Genomic DNA, 18,300 nt, shown 5'->3' on the forward strand with positions numbered 1-18,300 from the left:
ATCCGGTCAGATAAAACGTGGTTAATCAGGTTGCAGGTTACGCGGATTGCGCGTGGGCATGCGCCCGAAGGTGCACGCCCACGGCGCCGGTCAGTCGCCCGTTGTGACGTTGCCGACGCCGCCCACTGGATGTCCACCCGGCGCAGGCGCGGATGTCTCCGCCGGCGCCTTTGCGGCAACCGGCGGCGGCACCGGCTGGCCTGCCGCGAGCGGACGCAGGTCGAATGGCTGCGGATCGGAGTCGTCGACGTTCATCCGCTCGCCGGAGAGCGTACCGTCAGCGGCGAATTTGCCGACCCAGTTGCCGGTGATGTGCGTGCCATCATTCGATTCCTCGACCTCAAGCGTGGTGCCGTCGCGATCGCCGGCAATCAGGATCACCGCGCCGTTATCGGTGAACTGATATTCGCCGTGCACACCCGAGGGATCGTCGGTTTTCGCGCCGAGCCGCAGCACGATCTGCCGGCTGCCGAGCATGCCCGCGTAACGCGGAAACTTCGCGAATTCGCGGCTCGGCTTCAACGGCAACTCGATGGGCGGCGGCGCGGCCAGTTCTTTCACCGCGTCGCTCTCTGCGTACGCTGGCGCGGATAACACCGCGACCGCCATCACGCCCGCACAGCACAGCATGGACAGTGCCGCGGTCGCGGCGCCCATCAGGCGACGCGGCGACACGCGCTGCTTTATCGGCTTCGTTTGTTGCATCCTTTCGTTCCTTCGTTCGTGCACACGCGTTGTGGCCCGTCAGATCCGCTCGAAGATCGCCGCGATGCCCTGGCCGCCGCCGATGCACATCGTCACCAGCGCGTAGCGACCGCCCGTGCGTTGCAGCTCGTAGAGCGCCTTCACGGTGATCAGCGCACCGGTGGCGCCGATCGGGTGGCCGAGCGAAATGCCCGAGCCGTTCGGATTGACCTTCGCCGGATCGAGCCCGAGTTCCTTGCTGACCGCGCACGCCTGCGCGGCGAACGCTTCGTTTGCCTCGATCACGTCGAGGTCGGCGACCGTGAGGCCCGCGCGCTCCAGCACCTTGCGTGTGGCTGGCACGGGACCGATACCCATGTACGCAGGATCGACACCGGCATGGGCATACGCGACAAGACGGGCAAGCGGCTTCGCGCCGCGCTTTTCCGCGACACTGCGCTCCATCAGCACGACTGCGGCGGCGGCATCGTTGATACCCGACGCGTTGCCTGCCGTGACCGTGCCGTTTTCCTTCGCGAACACGGGCCTGAGCTTCGAGAAATCTTCCGGCGATGCGTTGAGCCGCACGTGTTCATCGGTATCGAATACGGTATCGCCCTTCCTCGACGGAATCGTGATCGGGAGAATCTGATCCTTGAAGTAACCGTTCTGGATCGCATGGGCCGCGCGGCGATGCGATTCGAGCGCGAGCGCATCCTGTGCGTCGCGCGAAATATCGTACTTCCTTGCGACGTTTTCAGCGGTCACGCCCATGTGAACCGACTGGAACGGATCGCTCAGCGCGCCGAGCATCATGTCGACGAGACGGGCGTCGCCCATGCGCTGGCCGAAGCGCGCGGCCGGCATCATGTACGGCGCGCGGCTCATGTTTTCAGCGCCGCCGCCGATCGCGATATCCGAGTCGCCGAGCAGAATGCCCTGGGCTGCCGAGACGATCGCCTGCAGGCCCGAACCGCACAGACGGTTCACCGTGAGCGCCGGCGCGTGCTGGGCAACGCCGCCGTTGAGCGCCGCGACGCGCGCGAGATACATGTCTTTCGGCTCGGTATGAACGACGTTGCCGAATACCACGTGACCGACGTCATCACCCGGCACGTTCGCCCGTGCCAGCACTTCGTGCACCACGCGTGCACCCAGATCCGTCGGCGAGAAATCCTTCAGGGCGCCACCGAAATCGCCGATTGCCGTGCGCACCGCGCTCACCACCACGACTTCCCGTTGCATCGTTCGCTCCTCTCTTTTTGAATGATCTGGATGGCGGCGCGCGGGCCTGCTCTGCCCGACACGCGCCTGTATCGCGCTCCCGCCTGACTCTAGCTGGCGAGCAGCGCCTCGACCGCCTGACGTTCCGGAATCGGCGCCACTGCGCCGAAACCCTGCGTCGAGAGTGCCGCGGCCGCATTCGCGTAACGCGCGGCTTCGAATGGATCGTCGCCCGCGACGATGCGCGCGATAAATGCGCCGCCGTAGCAGTCGCCGGCGCCGGTAGCATCCACGGCCTTCACGACGCAGCCCGGCACGACGCGACGTTCGTCCGGCGTCGCCACGTAAGAGCCTTCCTTGCCGAGCTTCAGTGCAATCACGCGTGGGCCCTGCGCCAGCAGGAAATCGACGATCTCGTCGCGACCGGTGAGGCCCGTGAGTTCAGTGACGTCGTCCCAGCTCGGCAGACAGATGTCCGTCTGACGGATCGCTTCGAGCATCACCGCGCGTGCCCGCGCGAGCGGCCACAGCTTCAGACGCAGGTTGGTGTCGAAACTCACGGCTACGCCGCTTGCGCGTGCATGGTCGATCGCGGCGAACGCGGCATCGCACGCGCTCACGCTGATCGCGAGACTGATGCCCGACAGATGGATGACCTTCGCGGCGGCAATCGCATCGAGCGGCAGGTCGCGTGGCGCATAGCGGCTCGCGGCCGAACCGGCGCGCAGATAGTCGAACTGGTGACCGTTGGGGCCGTGCGAGACGAAATAGACGCCCGTGGGCGCGCCGGCGTCGACGCGCACCATCGACGTATCGACGTTTTCCGTGTTCCACAGGTCGATCAGAAGACGCCCGAAGTGGTCGTCGCCCACGGCAGACACAAAGCCGGTACGCGCACCCTGGCGCGACGCCGCGATGCAGAAGTTCGACGTGTCGCCGCCGAAGCCCTGCAGATAAGCCGGCTGGTCTTTCGAAGACTGGTTGAATTCGACCATCGCCTCGCCCAGTGCGAGAATCCCGGGAAACGCTGACGTCATGACCTAGACCTCGCCCCACAGATCGTGGCCGTCGGCGCCGGTGATCTTCACCGACACGAAGTCGCCCACCTTGTAGCGCTTCGACGCCTTCACGGCCGGCGCGACATATACGACGCCGTCGATCTCCGGCGCGTCCGCCGCCGTGCGGCCAATGCCGCCTTCGGCGTTGATCTCGTCGACGAGCACCTTCAGCGTCTTGCCGACCTTCTTCGCGATGCGCTTCGCCGAAACTTCCTCGGCGACTTCCATGAAGCGCGCGCGACGCTCTTCGCGCACTTCGTCGGGCAACGCGCCATCGAGTTCGTTCGCACTCGCGCCTTCCACCGGCGAATACGCAAAGCAGCCGACGCGATCGAGTTCCGCCTCGCGGATGAAGTCGAGCAGCGTCTGGAAATGCTCTTCCGTCTCACCCGGGAAGCCGGCGATGAACGTGCTGCGGATCGTCAGGTCCGGACAGATTTCGCGCCACCTGCGCACGCGCTCCATGACCTTTTCCGCGTTGGCCGGCCGCTTCATGCGCTTCAGCACTTCCGGGTGCGCGTGCTGGAACGGCACGTCGAGATACGGCAGCACGTGCCCCCTGTACGGGCCTTCGGCCATCATCGGAATGACTTCGTCGACGCTCGGATACGGATACACGTAGTGCAGGCGCACCCACGCGCCGTATTGCGCGGCGAGTTCGCCAAGCGCGCCGACGAGGTCCGTCATGCGCGTCTTGACCGGCTTGCCGTTCCAGAAACCGGTGCGGTATTTGACGTCGACGCCGTACGCGCTCGTGTCCTGGGAAATGACGAGCAGCTCCTTCACGCCGGATTTGAAGAGGTTCTCCGCTTCGAGCATGACTTCGGCGACCGGACGCGACACCAGGTCGCCGCGCATCGACGGAATGATGCAGAACGTGCAGCGATGATTGCAGCCTTCGGAGATCTTCAGATACGCGTAATGGCGCGGCGTGAGCTTCACGCCCGCGGCCGGCACGAGATCGACGAACGGATCGTGCGGCTTCGGCAGATGGTTATGCACGTGCTGCATGACTTCACCCAGCGCGTGCGGGCCGGTGACGGCGAGCACCTTCGGATGCACTTCCTCGATGAGCCCGCTGCCGCTCGCGCTTTTCTTCGCGCCAAGGCAGCCGGTAACGATCACCTTGCCGTTTTCCGTAAGCGCCTCGCCGATCGCGTCGAGACTTTCCTGCACGGCTTCGTCGATAAATCCGCAGGTGTTGACGACGACGAGATCCGCACCGTCATACGTGCCGGAGATTTCGTAACCTTCGGCGCGCAGCTGCGTGATGATCTGCTCGGAATCGACGAGCGCCTTGGGGCAGCCGAGCGACACGAACCCGACTTTCGGGGCGGCCGGCGTCGGCGTAATGGGGGAGGAAGTCTGCGGCATAGGGGATGGTCCGGCGGATGGCGGTAACGTAACCCCGCATTGTACCGCGCCGCCACGTCCGGCCACCCGCGGCGAAGGCGCGGGAATTCGCGCTGGCCGGGCAGGTTCGTCCAGATTCTTCCCGGGATTCCGGATCAGCACACCGCCCGTGCTAACGCAAGTCGTCCGGTCGACCGAATTGTCGCTGCAGGACCGCGGCAATGGCACTCGATATCAATCCTGTCGCGAAACCGCGTTGTGGTTTGTCGCGTGTTTCCCGCGCAGCCCTTTCGCGTTAGCCACCCAATCGAGCCCCATGTCGGGCTCCATCATTTATAACAATGAATTCTTGCGAAATATACGGCAAGGCCGTACAATTCAGACCCATATATACGGTCATCGAAACGAAGACGTTCCAGCGCTATGCGGAGGAAATCTGGTACGACGATGAGCGGGAGTCATTTATCACGTGGCTCGCCGGCAATCCGTTATCCGGAGACGTCATCCCGGGAACGGGAGGCCTGCGCAAGGTGCGATGGTCAAGGCCGGGTATGGGAAAACGTGGCGGCGCACGCGTCGTCTACTACAACCTGGTCGAGGACGGCTGCATCTGGTTGCTGATCGCTTACACGAAGGCAAAATTCGACGATCTGCCCACCACGTTTCTCAACCAGCTACGCCAGGAGATCGAACATGGATAAAGAACTGGAACAGTTTCAGGCGGACTTGCTGAAGTCCGTGCGCGACATGAAGACGGGGCGCGCTGCGCGCGTCACGAAAATCGAGCCGACCGCAGCGGCCCTGGCGCGCGCGAAAGTCGGGCTGTCGCAGAGTGCATTCGCCGCGCTGCTCGGCGTATCGACCCGAACGCTCCAGGACTGGGAGCAAGGCCGGCGGCAACCTACCGGAGCAGCGCAAACCCTGCTGCGGGTCGCAGCGCTCCACCCGGATGCATTGCGAGATCTGAAAGCGGCCTGATACAGGAAGCACGGATCGACCGTTTTCAGCAGCGCCGCGCCGGTCGATATCGAGTCTCAGGTATCGGCCCCTGCTCCCTTACTTCTTCTCCGGCTCCGGATTCGGATTCGGCTGCTTGTTGAACGGGAACGTGCTGAACATCGATTTCGCCTGCGTCTGCATCTGTTCCTGCATCTGCACGAACATGTTCTTCGACTGCTCGATGTAGCTGGTCATCATCCCCTGCATCATCGGCGCCTGCATGTTCATGAACTGCGACCAGACTTCCGGATTCATCGCGTTGCCTTCGTAGAGCGTCTTCGACTGATCGGTGAGTTTCGCCTGAATATCGATGAACGCCTGAATGTTCTTCTCGAGGTACGTGCCCATCATGCCCTGCATCGCGTGTCCGTAGAAACGGATGATCTGCGAGAGCATCGACGAAGAAAACATCGGCAGCCCGCCGCTTTCCTCTTCGAGAATAATCTGCAGCAGGATCGCGCGCGTCAGGTCCTCGTTGCTCTTGGCGTCGATAACCTTGAAGTCCTCCTGATCCAGGACGAGCGTCTTCACGTCCGTCAACGTGATGTACGTGCTTGTCTCCGTATCGTACAGCCGGCGGTTCGGATACTTCTTGATGAGTCGTTCGGCCGTCGTCTTCTTTGTAGTAGTCGTTGTCATTTAACGCCTTTAAGCGCCCGGGAGCGCAGAAACGGCGCCCGTCGCACGCACAATCGAACCCCTGCGCAATGCGAGACGCCGCCGGAACCATCTGATCCGCAACGCCCCGCCGGAACGGGGCGCAAGCGGGATCAGCCCATATGCAGGCCGCCGTTCAACGAAAAATCGGCGCCTGTCGAAAAACCCGATTCATCCGACGCGAGCCACGCCACGATCGAGCCGATTTCGTCCGGATGCCCAAGACGGCGCACCGGAATTGTCGCCACGATCTTTTCCAGCACATCGGGGCGAATCGATTTCACCATGTCCGTGCCGATATAGCCCGGAGAAATGGTGTTGACGGTCACGCCCTTCGTGGCCACTTCCTGCGCCAGCGACATCGTGAAGCCGTGAATGCCCGCCTTGGCCGTCGAATAGTTGGTTTGTCCGAACTGACCTTTCTGGCCGTTCACCGACGAAATATTGATGATGCGGCCAAAGCCCCGCTCCACCATGCCGTCGATCACCTGCTTCGTCACATTGAAGAGACTCGTGAGGTTGGTGTCGATGACCGCCGTCCAGTCTTCATGCGTCATCTTGCGGAACACCACGTCGCGCGTGATGCCGGCATTGTTGACGAGGATGTCGATCTCGCCGACTTCGGCCTTCACCTTGTCGAACGCCTGCTTCGTCGAATCCCAGTCGCCGACGTTGCCTTCGGACGCAATGAATTCGTACCCGAGCGCCTTCTGCTCGCCCAGCCATTTCTCACGACGCGGGGAATTCGGGCCGCAGCCCGCGACAACCTTGAAACCTTCCTTGTGTAGCCGCTGGCAGATGCTCGTGCCGATGCCACCCATCCCGCCCGTTACATACGCAATTCGCTGTGACATAAACCACACTCCATTATCGTTGTGCGAGGTGCCTGCCGGTATCGACCGGCAGCCTCATTCCTCGCCACTACTGTCTCCGTGCCCTCTCCCTCTGCCCTGCGCGAGTCCCGGCCGGCCTCCATGCCGCGACTCCGCCCACGCGCGAACCGCATGACGGCTGCTGCCCGCGCATCGCGACGCGGCACGAAGCAGCACCGCGCCCCACGGGCAACCGCCAGCCGGCGTCAATAGCGCTCGACTGCCAGCGCCACGCCCATCCCGCCGCCGATACACAACGACGCGAGACCCTTCTTCGCATCGCGCTTCTGCATTTCATGCAGCAGCGTGACGAGAATCCGGCAACCGGACGCGCCGATCGGGTGACCGATCGCAATCGCGCCGCCGTTTACGTTGACCTTCGACGTGTCCCAGCCCATCTGCTTATGCACGGCGAGTGCCTGTGCCGCGAACGCTTCGTTGATTTCCATCAGATCGAGGTCCGACGCGCTCCAGCCCGCGCGTTCCAGACAGCGGCGCGACGCCGGCACCGGACCCATGCCCATCACCTTCGGATCGACGCCCGCGCTCGCGTACGCCCTGATGCGCGCGAGCGGCGTGAGGCCCAGCGCCTCGGCCTTCTTCGCCGACATCACGACCACGGCTGCCGCGCCGTCGTTCAGACCCGACGCGTTCGCAGCCGTAACAGTGCCTTCCTTCGAGAACGCGGGCTTGAGACTCGCGAGCGATTCCGCGGTCACACCGTGGCGCACGAATTCGTCGGTCGCGAAGCGTACCGGATCACCTTTGCGTTGCGGGATCTCAACCGGGACAATTTCATCATCGAAGCGGCCAGCCTTCTGTGCGGCTTCCGCCTTATTCTGTGACAACGCGGCAAACGCGTCCTGCTGCTGGCGCGTGATGTCGTATTCCTTCGCGACGTTTTCCGCGGTGACACCCATGTGGTACTGGTTGTACACATCCCACAGGCCGTCGACGATCATGCTGTCGATGAGTTTCGCGTCGCCCATGCGAAAGCCATCGCGCGAGCCCGGCAGCACGTGCGGCGCCGCGCTCATGTTTTCCTGCCCGCCGGCGACGACAATATCCGCGTCGCCCGCAATGATCGCGTTGGCCGCAAGCATCACGGCCTTGAGACCCGAGCCGCACACCTTGTTGATCGTCATGCCCGGCACGGCCGCCGGCAGCCCGGCCTTGATCAGCGCCTGGCGTGCCGGGTTCTGGCCCGAACCTGCCGTCAGCACCTGACCGAGGATGACTTCGCTGATCTGCTCGGGTTTCAGGCCGGCACGCTCGAGAACGGCGCGGACAACCGTCGCGCCAAGATCGGGCGCGGCGATTTTCGCCAGCGACCCGCCGAATTTGCCGACTCCAGTACGTGCGGCCGATACGATCACAACATCAGTCATTTTCATTTCCTCCGGGCGTTACGGTTCGATACTCCGCAGCCCGTCAAGTTAAAAATCCATCTGCTTCGATTACGGTTTCTCTTAATGCCGCCGCCGTTGCTGCGCCATTCCTTTGCTGTCAGTCGCGCTGAAGCACATAACGACCCGGTGCGGGTTCGATTGCGCGATGCTCCGCCGAGCCAGGCTCGGCGCGCGGCTTGACCTTCTTCCCGGCGTACTGGTCGAGCCATTGCGTCCACTCCGGCCACCAGCTACCCGGCACTTCGGCTGCCTGTTCGAACCAGGCGTCGGCTGTCGCCGGCAGGTTCTTCGCCTCGCCCTGGAGCACCCAGTAGTTACGCTTGTTCTTTTTGGGCGGATTGATCACGCCCGCGATGTGTCCGGACGCGCCGAGCACGAATCTGAGCGGCCCGGAAAGAAGTGGCACCGAGGCATACGCCGTTTGCCACGGCACGATATGGTCTTCACGCGAACCGTAGATGAAGGTCGGCACGTCGATACGCGAGAGGTCGACCTGCTCGCCGCACACAGTCAGCGCGCCCGGTTCGCGCAGCCTGTTCTCGAGATACGTGTTGCGCAGATACCAGACATACATCGGACCGGGCAGGTTCGTCGAATCGCTGTTCCAGTAAAGCAGATCGAACGGCACCGGCGTGCGGCCCTTCAGGTAGTTATCGACGACGTAATTCCACACGAGGTCGTTCGGCCGCAGGAACGAAAACGTATTCGCGAACTCGATGCCGCGCATGAGGCCAGGCTGACCACCCCCCATGCCGCCAATCGTCTGCTCGCGCATCTTCACATGCGACTCATCGACGAATACGTCGAGCACGCCGGTATCGCTGAAGTCGAGCATCGCGGTGAGCAGCGTCATCGACGCAGCCGGATGTTCACCGCGCGCGGCCGCGACGGCAAGCGCCGTGGCGAGCATCGTGCCGCCGACGCAAAAACCAAGCGTATTGATCTGCTCGCGCCCGCTGATCTGGCGAACGGTTTCGATCGCGGCGAGCACACCGCCGCCGATGTAGTCGTCCCACGTCTTGTGGACGATCGAGGCATCCGCGTTGCGCCACGAAATCAGGAACACCTGATGTCCCGAATCGAGACCGTGCGCGACAAGCGAATTCTCCGGCTGCAGATCGAGAATGTAGAACTTGTTGATGCACGGCGGCACGATCAGCAACGGCCGCTCGCGCACCGTCGCCGTACGCGGCTTGTACTGGATCAGTTGCAGCAGTTCGTTTTCGAAGACCACCGAACCCTCGGTGTTCGCGAGGTTCTTGCCCACCACGAAGCCGGATTCGTCCGTCTGCGAAATCTTGCCGCGCTGCAGGTCGCCCAGCAGATTCATCACGCCCTGACGCAGGCTGTCACCCTGGCTTTCGAGCAGCGTCTTTTGCGCTTCGGGATTCAAAGCGAAGAAGTTGCTGGGCGATGCCGCCGCGGTCCATTGCTGGACAGCGAAGCGGATGCGCTCGCGTGTCTTTGCATCGGTCTCGATCGCGTCGACGAGTTCCTGGAGATAGCGTGCGTTCAGCAAATACCATGCAGCGGTAAATGCGTAAGCAGGCGTCGCGCTCCACGCATCTGCGCTGAAACGCCGGTCTTTCAGTTCGGGAATGGCCGGCTTCGCATCGGCGGCCTGCTGCATCAGTTGCAGCGCTTCGCGCGAATAGTCCGACTGCAATTGCTGAAGACGCCCGGGCGGAATCGCCGCCGAGGGCATATTCAACGCGGCAAACGGCGACATCGAAGCCGCCGCCTTGCTGAAATCGGGCATACCGGGAAACGGCATCTGTGGCATGCCGGGCATCGGGAACGGCGATCCGTTCGAGCCATTCGCACCGAAACCCGTAACGGTCCACCAGGGCGCGGCCGCACTGGCCGCCGCGGCACCTTCCGCAGGCCGGGCCGCACTGCCGGCCGCGCGCCATGCATTCATCCAGGCGTCGAACATCTGCTGCATCCCGGCGGGCGAAGTCGCGGTATCGGGTGCGGCCTGCGGTTGCGCGGCCTCCGGTGACGCGGCCTTACGGGAAGAAGTCGTAGAACGTTTTGATGCAGCCATACCTGCTTTGACCGGTAAGTCCTGACGGACTGGTTGAGAGGCAGGTGATACGCACGTGGGCGATTGCTCGCGACCTCGTCACGCCCTGTCCCGTGGTGAGGAACATTCTTGCTCCCCATTGCAAGGCATGTCAATGCTTGATCCCGATTTTGCCGCAGTGCGATATTTTTTTAATTATCGTTTTCCCCATGTCCTTTTTAAGGGCATTGAAATCGCGATTTGTCAACGCTCCGGATAACCGTGAATGCGACGTGAATGCGCGGTTGTTTTACATCTATTGGCGCCCTGGCAGCGCTTTATGCAGCCTTTTGTGCTGCCTCATCCACGTGATGATGTGTTATCGGCCGTACGGCCCGATGCGAATCCGGCGGCGCAGCAAAATTGCCGGCACGAAAGAAACCCGGGCACTCACGTCAGGCAGCGCGTCGCGCGCTTTCGATCCGTTCGCAGCACGCTCAATCGGCGAGCCAGATCATCGCCGCCATGCGTCCCGTTTCGGCATCGCGCCGATACGAATAAAAGCGCGATCGCCCAGTCACGGTACAGGCATCGGCGCCCGTGATCTGCGTCACGCCGATCTGGTTCAAACGAATGCGTGCGAGTGCCGGAAGATCCGCGAGGTATTTACCGGGCCATTCGGCACGCGGCACGAACGCCTTCGACGTGGCGTCGCGTTGTGCCCCGTCGACACCGTTCATGAAGGCGTCACGCACGTCTGCCCCAACCTCGAATGCTGTCGGTCCGATCGACGGCCCGAGGTACGCATGCAAGCCTTCGAGCCCGGTTCCCGCGAGTTGCGCGACACGCGCCGCCGTCTTCTCGACGATGCCGGCAGCGAGGCCTCGCCAGCCCGCATGCGCCGCGCCGACCGCGCGGCCGTTAGCATCGCACAGCAGCACTGGCATGCAGTCGGCGATCATCACGATGCACATCGTGCCGGGCCGGTCTGTCACGCTGGCGTCGGCGCGCACGGGCGCCGCGCCCTGCCGCGCGCCTGCGAGCACGTCGGCGGCATTCACGACTTCCGCGCCATGGATCTGCTCAAGCCACGCCGCCGGCGTGCCCGTCAGCGCGAGCAGACGCGCGCGGTTGAGTTCGACGGCCTCGGGATCGTCGCCCGCGCGACGGCCCAGGTTCAGGCCGCCAGGCTGTTCGACGCCATCCGTCCAGCGTCCGAACGGCGGCCGGCTCACGCCGCCGTTACGCGTCGTGACGAGCGAGTGCACGCGCGGCGAGACGCGCCACACGGGCTGCAATACGTCGGCAAACGTCAGCTCAGGTGCGCTCGTCATGCGTCGTCCCCGTCTTCGTCGTCGCCGTGCGGCAGGCCGGAAGAGGCGTCGTCATCGTCATCGCCGTCGTCGTAGTTGTCGTATTCCTCGCCGTATTCGTCGTCGAATGCGCCTTCGTCATCGCGGCCGAGGCCGAGCGCCGCCGACAGCGCCGCCATGTCGTCCGGCACGTCCGCGCGCCACTGCATCGAGCGGCCCGTCTCCGGATGGATCAGCCCAAGACGCCACGCGTGCAGCGCCTGGCGCGCGAAACCATCCGGCAGCGGCGTCACCGAGCGTTTGCCGCGTGCGCGCCCGTACACCGGATCGCCCAGCAGCGGATGGCCGATATGCGCGCAGTGCACCCGGATCTGATGCGTGCGGCCGGTTTCGAGGTCGCAATGAATCGCCGACACCGGCTGCCGTTCCCACATCGTCGAATCGACACGCCGGAAGTGCGTGCGCGCGGCCTTGCCCGCCGCGCTCGTGACCACGGCCATGCGCGTGCGTTCGCGCGGATCACGGCCGATCGGCGCGTCGATCGTGCCCTCTTCGGGCATGTTGCCCCACACGAGCGCGAGATAGCGCCGCTTCACGGTGTGCGCCTGCAACTGGCGCACGAGATCGGTCTGCGCCTCGAGCGTGCGCGCGACGACCATCAGCCCGGAGGTTTCCTTGTCGAGCCGGTGCACGATGCCGGCGCGCGGCAGGCCGGCGGCCGACGCGCCGTAGCGGTACAACAGGCCGTTGAGCATCGTGCCGCCCCAGTTGCCCGCCGCCGGATGCACGACGAGGCCAGCTGGCTTGTTGATGACGACGAGCGTGTCGTCTTCGTAGACGATGTCGAGCGGCACCGGCTCCGGCGTAAATGCCAGCTGCTCGGGCAAAAGATCGGGAATCAGCTCGATGGTGGCGCCCAGCGGCACCGGCTGACGGATTTTCGCGGGCGCGCCGTCGATGCGCACACGCTGCGCCTCGATCCAGCTTTGCAGCCGGTTCCGGGAAAATTCGGGGAAGAGTTTCGCGAGCACCTTGTCGAGCCGGTCGCCGGCCATGTCGTCCGGCACCTGCGCGATGCGGGGCGCTTCGTCGACCGGCCGGCTCGCCACCATCTGCGCGGCGTACGGTACAAGTGTGTCGCTACCGGGATCGTCGTCGAGGGAATCGGCTGCCAGCGCGTCGTCGGGCTCGGCGCTTGGGCTATAATCTTTGTTGCTATCCGGAGTACCGGCGGCGGTACCCGGAGTTTTTGAGCGGGTCATTGAGTCTGGGTCACCTGGACGTAAAGCTAGACTGGAAAATGCGAGCCTTGAATATCATTACTAATACGGCCCAAACAACGGCACGAGTGGCGACACAAGCGGCAGCACACGCGGCGGCATATTCAACCCGCCAGGCTGCGGCGCTGAAAGCGGCCCGCAGCCTGAAAAATGTCGCCCGTTATCTTGCCTGTGCAGCAGCGCTCGCGATCGTGGCAGCCTGCCACGGCCTGCCCGAAAAGACGGACGAGACAGCCGTCTGGACCAACAACAAATTATATACGGAGGCGCAGGACGCGCTCTCCGGCGGCGACTGGGGCAAGTGCGCGAAGTACTTCGAACAGCTCGAAGGCCGCGACCCGTTCGGCCATTTCGCGCAGCAGGCGCAGATCAACGTGGCGTACTGCAGCTGGAAAGACAGCGAAGCCGCCAACGCCGATCAGGCCGTCGACCGCTTTATCCAGCTGCACCCGGATCACCCGGACATTGCCTACGCGTACTATCTGAAGGGCATGATCCACTTCAACGACGATCTGGGTCTGTTCGGCCGCTTCTCCGGTCAGGACATGAGCGAGCGTGATCCGAAATCGCTGCGCGAGTCGTATGACGCGTTCAAGGTGGTCGTCGACAAATATCCCAACAGCAAGTACGCGCCGGATGCCGCGCAACGCATGCGCTACATCGTGAATGCGCTGGCTTCGCACGAAGTGCACGCGGCGGACTACTACTACCGTCGTGGCGCGTACGTGGCCGCCATCAACCGTGCGCAACTCGCGATCAAGGAATACAAGAACGCCCCGGCGATCGAAGACGCGCTGCACATCATGATGCTGTCGTACCAGAAGCTCGACCAGCCGCAACTTGCCGACGATACGAAGCGTGTGCTGGCCGGCACGTTCCCGGACAGCCCGTACGTCACGGGTCATGCTCGCCCCGGCGTGAAAAAGTCCTGGTGGCAGTTTTAAACCAGTCCCGCCCGGGTCAAACAGAAACGCCACGGAATTTTCCGTGGCGTTTCTGTTTGTGGCGGCCAGATTGTTGCCGGATTGCTGTCCATCTCCAGTCTTCAGGGATCGCATCGATCCTGAAGACTGGCGCGAACCGCTCGTTCAGTCCCGCTCGAACAGCGCGATCGATTCGACGTGCGACGTATGCGGGAACATGTTCACCACACCCGCGCCCTTCAGACGGTAGCCCGCCTCGTGAACCAGCAGCCCGGCGTCACGCGCGAGCGTCGCCGGATTGCACGATACGTAGACCATGCGCTTCGGCAGCGGGCCGTCGCCGCTCCGCGCGATTTCAGCAAGCGCCTTCGCCACCGCCAGCGCCCCTTCGCGCGGCGGATCGATCAGAAACCTGTCGAAGTGACCCAGCGCGCGCAGGTCGTCGGCCGTGATTTCGAAGAGGTTGCGGCACGCGAACGACGTATGGCCCGCCACGCCGTTTGCTTCGGCGTTGGCCAGCGCGCGCGTCGTCAGGGCTTCGCTGCCTTCGATACCGACGACTTCCCTCGCCACCCGCGCGAGCGGCAGCGTGAAGTTGCCGATGCCGCAGAACAGATCGAGCACACGATCCGTCGCGGCGGGCGCGAGCAGGCGCAGCGCGCGGCTCACCAGCACACGGTTGATCTGGTGGTTCACCTGCGTGAAATCGGTCGGTTTGAACGGCATCCGGATGTCGTATTCCGGCAGCGTGTAATCCAGCTGTGCGTCGAGCGGGTAGAACGGCGTGACGGTCTCCGGCCCCTTCGGCTGCAGCCAGAACTGCACGTTATGCGTATCGGCGAAATCGCGTAGCAGCTGTTCGTCGGCGGCGTTGACCGGCTCCAGCACACGCAGCACGAGCGCCGTCACCGACGCGCCCACCGCAAGCTCGATCTGTGGCAAGCAATCGCGGATCGACAGCCCTTCCACGAGACGACGCATCGGCACCAGCATCGCCGACACGTGCGGCGGCAGCACTTCGCAGGTCGTCATGTCGGCGACGTAGCTGCTTTTCTTTTCGTGAAAGCCGATCAGCACGCCGCCCTTCTTTTCGATGTCGCGCACGGTCAGGCGTGCACGGTAACGATAGCCCCACGACGGCCCGTGAATCGGCCGGAACACGGTTTCGGGACGCAACTTCGCGAGATGTGAAAGATTGTCTTCGAGCACGCGCTGCTTCACGGCGATCTGCGCGCGGATCTCCAGATGCTGCATCGAGCAGCCGCCGCACGTGCCGAAATACCGGCACTGCGGTTTCGTACGGATCACGCTTTCGCGCAGCACGTCGACCACCGTCGCCTGCTCGAACTTCGCCTTCCTGCGATAACTCAAATAGGTGACACGTTCGCCCGGCAGTGCGCCTTCGACGAAAATCACCTTGCCCGGCGCGCCGTCTTCATTGACGGTACGGCCGACGCCACGCGCTTCCATGTCGAGCGATTCGATTTCGAGAATGGGGGCAATAACGGGCGCGTCGCCGGCAGCCGTTCTGGCGGACCCGGACGAGGGCCTGTTTCTACGCGAGCGATGATGGTACGTTCGAGACACCTGCGGCTTCCTGACAGACATGTGGGGAAAGGCGAGATTGTAGACGAAGCGCAACCGGCACCGGAGAACTGACAATGCGATTGATCAGCTGGAACGTGCAGTGGGGACGCAGCGCGGACGGCGTGGTGGACCTCGTGCATACGCTCGACGAAGCACGACGCCTCGCCGATTTCGATGTGCTGTGCGTGCAGGAAATCACCCGCGGCCTGGGCGCGCTGGCCGGTCATCCGGGCGACGACCAGTTTGCGGAACTGGCGCGTCTGTTGCCCGGATATACGGTGCTGGACGCCATCGGGGCCGATTTACCGGCGGTCAGTTCACGGGTGTCGGGCGCCGCGGGCCCGGCCGGCGCGCCGCTGCGTCGCCAGTTCGGCAATGCGCTGGTGACGCGGCTGCCGGTCCAGCGTGTGATCCGTCACGCGCTGCCATGGCCTGCCGATCCGGCCGCGCCCTCGATGCAGCGTGTCGCGCTCGAAGCCGTGCTTGACGCGCCGGGCGGCGCGCTGCGCGTACTGGTGACGCATCTGGAGTTTTATTCGCTGACGCAGCGGCTCGCGCAGGTCGACGCATTGCGGCGGCTTCAGCAGGAAGCCGCCGGTCATGCGGAACACCCGGCGCCCGCTGAAGATGCGATCAGCCCGTTCAACGCCACGGAACGGCCGGTCAGCGCGCTCGTATGCGGCGACTTCAACAGCGCATCTGGAAGCGAGGCGTATCGGAGGATGCTCGAGCCGCTCGCGGGCAGTCCTGCCTTCATCGACTGCTGGGCGACGCTGCATCCCGGCGCGACGCCGCCACCGACAGCTGGCGTCCACGATACCGTGCAATGGAAAAATGGCTCGCTGACCTGCGATTTCGTGTTCGCGACCGAAGATCTGCGCGACCGTCTGCGCAGTTGCGAGATCGACGGCGCGACGCGCGCCTCGGACCATCAGCCGCTCGTGCTTGAACTGGACTAGCGAAATGCCTGGGTAGCCGTCCTTGCTGGAGAGCCGCCTGTAGCCGCCACGGTGTTGCACCACGGCAAGCGGCGCGCGGCAAACCCGTCAGCCGGCCGGCGCCTGATCGAACGCCGCCAGATACTCGGCCCAATGGGCCGCGGGCTCCTGCGCGAGCGCATTCTTGACGAGGACGATTTCGTCGTCGTACTCCGCCGCCGAAAAACCGCCGCGCAGCAACTGGAAGCGGCAGTACAGCAGGTACGTGTTCACCACATCCGTCTCGCAATAATTGCGGATCTCCTCGATGCGGCCCTGCTGAAACGCATGCCACACCTGGCCGCCGTCCATGCCGAGCTTGCCGGGAAAGCCGCACATCTTCGCGAGCGCGTCGAGCGGCGCGTTGGCGCGCGCCTGATACATCGCCAGCACGTCCATCAGGTCGGTGTGGCGCGCGTGATAGCGGCTGATGTAGTTGTTCCACTTGAAATCGCGGTCGTCCTCGCCGAGATCCCAGAAACGCGATGCCGGAATGCCGTTCACCAGCGCCCGGTAATTGAGCACCGGCAGATCGAAGCCGCCGCCGTTCCACGACACCAGTTGCGGCGTGTATTTCTCGATCACCCGGTAGAACGACTGGATCAGCGCCGCCTCGCCATCGGCCAGCGTGCCGAGCGAACGCACGCGAAAACCCGCGTTGTCGCGAAACACGCACGAAATCGCCGCGATGCGCTGCAGATGATGCGGAAGAAAATCGCTTCCCGTCTTCTCGCGACGCGCGGCAAAGGCGTGTTCGGCGACTTCGTCGTCGGTCAGCGTGGCGGGGAGCCCTTCGAGACGGCGAATGCCGGCAACATCGGGAATCGTCTCGATGTCGAAAACAAGAATAGGTGTCATCGGGTTACAGAACGGCGTCCTTGCGCACACCGTTAGAGGCGAAGAATCGCTTCAGCCGCACCAGCGCTTCCTGCTGGATCTGGCGCACGCGTTCGCGCGTGAGGCCCATTTCGTCGGCGAGTTCTTCCAGCGTGGCGGGCTCGATGTGATTCAGCCCGAAGCGGCGTTCGATCACATGACGATGCTTGTCCGACAGCCGCGCGAGCCATGCCCGCGTCAGCGTTTCGAGTTCGCGGTGCTGCACTTCGGCATCCGGCGACTGGCTCTGGTCGTCCGACAGCAGATCGAGCAGGCTGCTCGCCGGATCGAGATCCAGCGGCGCGTCGAGCGATGCCGTGTGCTCGTTCAGTGCGAGGATATCGGTGACTTCGTCGGTGGTTTTGCCGGTCAGATAGGCGATATCGTCGATGCTGGCGTCGCGGCGGTCGGCCGCCGGGCCGGCATTCATCGAATTTTTTTCCAGATGGCGTTTTGCGCGCAGCACCTGATTGAGCTCGCGGATCACATGAACCGGCAGACGCACCGTACGTGCCTGATTCATGATCGCGCGCTCGATGCTCTGGCGGATCCACCATGTGGCATACGTCGAAAAGCGGAAGCCGCGCGTGGGATCGAATTTCTCGATCGCATGCATGAGGCCGAGATTGCCTTCCTCGATCAGGTCGAGCAGCGGCACGCCGCGATTCAGATAGCCCTTGGCGATACTGACGACGAGCCGCAGGTTGCGCTCGATCATCACCTGCCGCGCCTCGAACTCGCCTGCCTTCGCGAGCCGCGAGTAACGCTGCTCTTCCTCGACCGTCAGGAGCGGCTTGACGCTGATGCGGTTCAGATAATGCTGGATCGTGTCGGCGGTGAGTTCCGCCTGCAGCAGCGCGCGAAAATCGTCCGCGTCGGGTGGGGAATCGGTTGCGCCATCGCGTGCATCAGCGCCCTCTTCGGCGCCGGCCTGACGCTCGTCAAGTTCGGCGGCGTTATCGATTTCGTCCACGCTGTCGTCGTCGTTCACAGCGCCGCCGTCTTCCACCGAAACAGGCGTGGCACGGCTGACTGTCTCAGTTCCGGCTTGCAGCGGGCGGCGCTTCGATTTCGGCATGGTCG

General features: G+C 63.7%; 17 protein-coding genes. 4 read left to right on the forward strand and 13 right to left on the reverse strand.

Annotation, left to right across the window (positions count from 1 at the left end; genetic code table 11):
* Positions 1-90 precede the first annotated feature (90 nt).
* The 4 genes from LPA37_RS05455 to rimO form a co-directional block, all read right to left on the reverse strand.
* On the reverse strand, positions 91-705 hold the full coding sequence (locus LPA37_RS05455; protein WP_407672484.1) for a hypothetical protein: 615 nt from the start codon (positions 703-705) through the stop codon (positions 91-93).
* Positions 706-744: 39 nt separating this feature from the next.
* Complete coding sequence (bktB, locus tag LPA37_RS05460) at positions 745-1,929, reverse strand: beta-ketothiolase BktB (protein ID WP_229011986.1); 1,185 nt, start codon at positions 1,927-1,929, stop codon at positions 745-747.
* Between the two features lie 89 nt (positions 1,930-2,018).
* Positions 2,019-2,945: a sugar kinase gene (locus LPA37_RS05465; protein ID WP_228974399.1), complete on the reverse strand. Its 927-nt coding sequence runs from the start codon at positions 2,943-2,945 to the stop codon at positions 2,019-2,021.
* Between the two features lie 3 nt (positions 2,946-2,948).
* Positions 2,949-4,340: a 30S ribosomal protein S12 methylthiotransferase RimO gene (gene rimO / locus LPA37_RS05470; RefSeq protein ID WP_228974401.1), complete on the reverse strand. Its 1,392-nt coding sequence runs from the start codon at positions 4,338-4,340 to the stop codon at positions 2,949-2,951.
* 320 nt (positions 4,341-4,660) lie between these two features.
* On the opposite strand from rimO, the gene LPA37_RS05475 reads away from it, so the two are divergent.
* Together LPA37_RS05475 and LPA37_RS05480 are read left to right on the forward strand one after the other, a co-directional pair.
* A complete protein-coding gene (locus LPA37_RS05475; RefSeq protein WP_229011987.1) occupies positions 4,661-5,020 on the forward strand; it encodes a transcriptional regulator in 360 nt (119 codons plus the stop codon).
* Positions 5,013-5,297 (forward strand): helix-turn-helix domain-containing protein, encoded by a 285-nt coding sequence (locus tag LPA37_RS05480; RefSeq protein WP_228974405.1) that lies wholly within the window; start codon positions 5,013-5,015, stop codon positions 5,295-5,297. The genes LPA37_RS05475 and LPA37_RS05480 overlap by 8 nt, the downstream gene beginning before the upstream one ends.
* 78 nt (positions 5,298-5,375) lie before the next feature.
* Here the strand turns inward: LPA37_RS05480 and phaR are convergent, their stop codons facing one another.
* The 6 genes from phaR to LPA37_RS05510 form a co-directional block, all read right to left on the reverse strand.
* The gene (gene phaR / locus LPA37_RS05485; protein WP_228878685.1) at positions 5,376-5,957 is read right to left on the reverse strand and encodes a polyhydroxyalkanoate synthesis repressor PhaR; all 582 of its coding nucleotides are present in this window, start codon (positions 5,955-5,957) and stop codon (positions 5,376-5,378) included.
* Positions 5,958-6,088: 131 nt separating this feature from the next.
* On the reverse strand, positions 6,089-6,829 hold the full coding sequence (locus tag LPA37_RS05490) for a 3-ketoacyl-ACP reductase (protein ID WP_228974406.1): 741 nt from the start codon (positions 6,827-6,829) through the stop codon (positions 6,089-6,091).
* Between the two features lie 224 nt (positions 6,830-7,053).
* The gene (locus LPA37_RS05495; protein WP_228974407.1) at positions 7,054-8,235 is read right to left on the reverse strand and encodes an acetyl-CoA C-acetyltransferase; all 1,182 of its coding nucleotides are present in this window, start codon (positions 8,233-8,235) and stop codon (positions 7,054-7,056) included.
* A 118-nt stretch (positions 8,236-8,353) separates the two neighbouring features.
* Entirely contained in the window at positions 8,354-10,303 is a 1,950-nt protein-coding gene (phaC, locus tag LPA37_RS05500) for a class I poly(R)-hydroxyalkanoic acid synthase (RefSeq protein ID WP_229011989.1), read from the reverse strand.
* Between the two features lie 455 nt (positions 10,304-10,758).
* Complete coding sequence (gene pgeF / locus LPA37_RS05505) at positions 10,759-11,595, reverse strand: peptidoglycan editing factor PgeF (RefSeq protein ID WP_228974411.1); 837 nt, start codon at positions 11,593-11,595, stop codon at positions 10,759-10,761.
* On the reverse strand, positions 11,592-12,836 hold the full coding sequence (locus tag LPA37_RS05510; protein WP_229011990.1) for an RluA family pseudouridine synthase: 1,245 nt from the start codon (positions 12,834-12,836) through the stop codon (positions 11,592-11,594). The genes pgeF and LPA37_RS05510 overlap by 4 nt, the downstream gene beginning before the upstream one ends.
* A gap of 38 nt (positions 12,837-12,874) precedes the next feature.
* On the opposite strand from LPA37_RS05510, the gene LPA37_RS05515 reads away from it, so the two are divergent.
* Entirely contained in the window at positions 12,875-13,798 is a 924-nt protein-coding gene (locus tag LPA37_RS05515) for an outer membrane protein assembly factor BamD (RefSeq protein WP_228974414.1), read from the forward strand.
* A gap of 144 nt (positions 13,799-13,942) precedes the next feature.
* On the opposite strand, the gene rlmD is transcribed toward LPA37_RS05515, so the two are convergent.
* Complete coding sequence (gene rlmD, locus LPA37_RS05520; RefSeq protein WP_228974723.1) at positions 13,943-15,280, reverse strand: 23S rRNA (uracil(1939)-C(5))-methyltransferase RlmD; 1,338 nt, start codon at positions 15,278-15,280, stop codon at positions 13,943-13,945.
* Between the two features lie 158 nt (positions 15,281-15,438).
* Between rlmD and LPA37_RS05525 the strand changes: the two genes are divergently transcribed.
* On the forward strand, positions 15,439-16,323 hold the full coding sequence (locus LPA37_RS05525) for an endonuclease/exonuclease/phosphatase family protein (protein ID WP_229011991.1): 885 nt from the start codon (positions 15,439-15,441) through the stop codon (positions 16,321-16,323).
* 87 nt (positions 16,324-16,410) lie between these two features.
* On the opposite strand, the gene LPA37_RS05530 is transcribed toward LPA37_RS05525, so the two are convergent.
* Together LPA37_RS05530 and rpoS are read right to left on the reverse strand one after the other, a co-directional pair.
* Complete coding sequence (locus LPA37_RS05530; RefSeq protein ID WP_229011993.1) at positions 16,411-17,199, reverse strand: 3'-5' exonuclease; 789 nt, start codon at positions 17,197-17,199, stop codon at positions 16,411-16,413.
* 4 nt (positions 17,200-17,203) lie between these two features.
* Positions 17,204-18,295: an RNA polymerase sigma factor RpoS gene (gene rpoS / locus LPA37_RS05535; RefSeq protein ID WP_228974420.1), complete on the reverse strand. Its 1,092-nt coding sequence runs from the start codon at positions 18,293-18,295 to the stop codon at positions 17,204-17,206.
* Positions 18,296-18,300: the final 5 nt, after the last annotated feature.

Source organism: Paraburkholderia gardini (assembly GCF_907164545.1).
Classification (GTDB): Bacteria; Pseudomonadota; Gammaproteobacteria; order Burkholderiales; family Burkholderiaceae; genus Paraburkholderia; species Paraburkholderia gardini.